The 3,218-nt window shown below is 53.2% G+C and carries 2 rRNA genes; both read left to right on the top strand.

Annotated features, from left to right (window positions below):
* Positions 1-197: 197 nt before the first annotated feature.
* Positions 198-2,947 (top strand): 23S ribosomal RNA (locus tag J4E05_RS24020).
* A 119-nt stretch (positions 2,948-3,066) separates the two neighbouring features.
* Positions 3,067-3,181 (top strand): 5S ribosomal RNA (gene rrf, locus J4E05_RS24015).
* Positions 3,182-3,218: the final 37 nt, after the last annotated feature.

Below are 3,218 nucleotides of genomic sequence, written 5' to 3'. Positions count from 1 at the left end.
AAGAGGTTTGGGAGACACTGGTTTCCAGCTTTTGCTGGAGAGACTGATATTTGACATTGTGAATAGGGAATAAAGAGAACGGATCTTTCCGTTGTGATTTTTTCGCAACGACAGAAAGAACGTGATCGCGAACTGGCTGTATGCGTGCGTCAGGGTTTTACCCCTGCGCAAGACGCAGAACAGTTAGCTGAGGGATCTCTCAAGCATAATAAGGGCATCTGGTGGATGCCTTGGCGTCAAGAGGCGATGAAAGACGTGGCACTCTGCGATAAGCTACGGTGAGCCGAGAGCAGGCTTTGACCCGTAGATTTCTGAATGGGGAAACCCCACCCAATAGGGTGATCATATCGTGAATACATAGCGATATGAGGCGAACCCGGAGAACTGAAACATCTCAGTACCCGGAGGAAAGGACATCAACCGAGACTCCGTAAGTAGCGGCGAGCGAACGCGGACCAGGCCAGTGGCCTATGATTAAGAACCGGAACGATCTGGAAAGGTCGGCCATAGTGGGTGATAGCCCCGTACGGGTAGAAAGATCATAGGTCCTCGAGTAGGGCGGGACACGTGAAATCCTGTCTGAACATGGGGGGACCACCCTCCAAGCCTAAGTACTCCTTGACGACCGATAGTGTACCAGTACCGTGAGGGAAAGGTGAAAAGCACCCCGATAAGGGGAGTGAAATAGTTCCTGAAACCGGATGCCTACAAGCAGTTGGAGCCTCTATATGGGGTGACAGCGTACCTCTTGCATAATGGGTCAGCGAGTTAGTCTTACAAGCGAGCTTAAGCCGTTAGGTGTAGGCGCAGCGAAAGCGAGTCTGAATAGGGCGATTGAGTTTGTGGGATTAGACCCGAAACCAGGTGATCTAGCCATGAGCAGGTTGAAGGTGATGTAACAGTCACTGGAGGACCGAACCCACGTCTGTTGAAAAAGACGGGGATGACTTGTGGTTAGGGGTGAAAGGCCAATCAAACCTGGAGATAGCTGGTTCTCCGCGAAATCTATTTAGGTAGAGCGTCAGACGAATACCTTCGGGGGTAGAGCACTGAATGGGCTAGGGGGCCTTACCGGCTTACCAAACCTAATCAAACTCCGAATACCGAAGAGTACTATCTGGCAGACAGACTACGGGTGCTAAGGTCCGTGGTCGAGAGGGAAACAGCCCAGACCGCCAGTTAAGGTCCCAAAGTTGTGGCTAAGTGGGAAAGGATGTAGGACGGCCAAGACAACCAGGACGTTGGCTTAGAAGCAGCCATCGTTTAAAGAAAGCGTAACAGCTCACTGGTCTAAATAAGCTGTCCCGCGCCGAAGATGTACCGGGGCTCAAGCCACACACCGAAACTGCGGATTTGTTCCTTATGGAACAAGTGGTAGCGGAGCGTTCCGTAAGCCTGTGAAGGTGTACCGTAAGGTATGCTGGAGGTATCGGAAGCGAGAATGCTGACATGAGTAGCGATAAAGGGAGTGAGAACCTCCCTCGCCGAAAGCCCAAGGGTTCCTGCGCAAGGCCAATCCGCGCAGGGTGAGTCGGCCCCTAAGACGAGGCTGAAAAGCGTAGTCGATGGGAAACAGGTTAATATTCCTGTACCCGTGAGAAGTGACGGCCTTCGAAAGTTGTACCTCCTTATTGGATTGGAGGTGCCGCCTGGAAGGTCCAGGAAATAACTCTCACATATGGACCGTACCCGAAACCGACACAGGTGGGCAGGTTGAATATACCAAGGCGCTTGAGAGAACGATGTTGAAGGAACTCGGCAAATTGCCCCCGTAACTTCGGGAGAAGGGGGCCCACCATGAAGGCAACTTTATGGTGGGGGCACAGACCAGGGGGTGGCGACTGTTTACTAAAAACACAGGGCTCTGCGAAGTCGCAAGACGACGTATAGGGTCTGACGCCTGCCCGGTGCCGGAAGGTTAAGAGGAGATGTGCAAGCATTGAATTGAAGCCCCGGTAAACGGCGGCCGTAACTATAACGGTCCTAAGGTAGCGAAATTCCTTGTCGGGTAAGTTCCGACCTGCACGAATGGCGTAACGACTTCCCCACTGTCTCCAACATCGACTCAGCGAAATTGAATTCTCCGTGAAGATGCGGAGTACCCGCGGTCAGACGGAAAGACCCCGTGCACCTTTACTACAGCTTTGCAGTGGTATCAGGATGTGAATGTGCAGAATAGGTGGGAGGCTTTGAAGCCCCGGCGCCAGCCGAGGTGGAGCCACCTTTGAGATACCACCCTTTTGCTTCCTGATATCTAACCGAGGTCCGTTATCCGGATCCGGGACCCTGCATGGCGGGTAGTTTGACTGGGGCGGTCGCCTCCTAAAGAGTAACGGAGGCGCGCGATGGTAGGCTCAAGCTGGTCGGACATCAGCTTAAGAGTGCAATGGCAAAAGCCTGCCTGACTGCGAGACTGACAAGTCGAGCAGAGACGAAAGTCGGTCATAGTGATCCGGTGGTCCCGCGTGGAAGGGCCATCGCTCAACGGATAAAAGGTACGCCGGGGATAACAGGCTGATACTCCCCAAGAGTCCACATCGACGGGAGTGTTTGGCACCTCGATGTCGGCTCATCACATCCTGGGGCTGGAGCAGGTCCCAAGGGTTTGGCTGTTCGCCAATTAAAGTGGTACGTGAGCTGGGTTTAGAACGTCGTGAGACAGTTCGGTCCCTATCTGCCGTGGGCGTAGGATACTTGAGAAGAGCTGTCCCTAGTACGAGAGGACCGGGATGGACGCACCTCTGGTGTACCGGTTGTTCCGCCAGGAGCATCGCCGGGTAGCTAAGTGCGGACAGGATAACCGCTGAAAGCATCTAAGTGGGAAGCCCCCTTCAAGACCAGGTATCCCTATCAGATCCCTGGAAGACCACCAGGTTGATAGGCTGGGTGTGGAAGCGCAGCAATGTGTGAAGCTAACCAGTACTAATTGATCGATCGGCTTGATTGATCCCTCCTGCTAATCTGTTACCTGCATATCTTGCGCAGCGGTAAAATCCGATGCACACAGATACAGTCATAAAGTTCGCAAAACAAAATCACATCCGTTCTCAAACTGTGTTTCGACGGCCCGGTGGCCATAGCGGCCGGGAACCACCTGATCCCTTCTCGAACTCAGCAGTGAAACCTGCCTGCGCCGATGGTACTTTGTCTTAAGGCACGGGAGAGTAGGTCACCGCCGGGCCTTCAAAACACAGTTAAGTACTTTATTCCCTGTCACA

Source organism: Thalassospira sp. NFXS8, assembly GCF_040148805.1.
Classification (GTDB): Bacteria; Pseudomonadota; Alphaproteobacteria; order Rhodospirillales; family Thalassospiraceae; genus Thalassospira.
The sequence above is the reverse complement of the archived record's forward strand: the minus strand, read 5'-3'. Positions and strand labels throughout refer to the sequence as shown.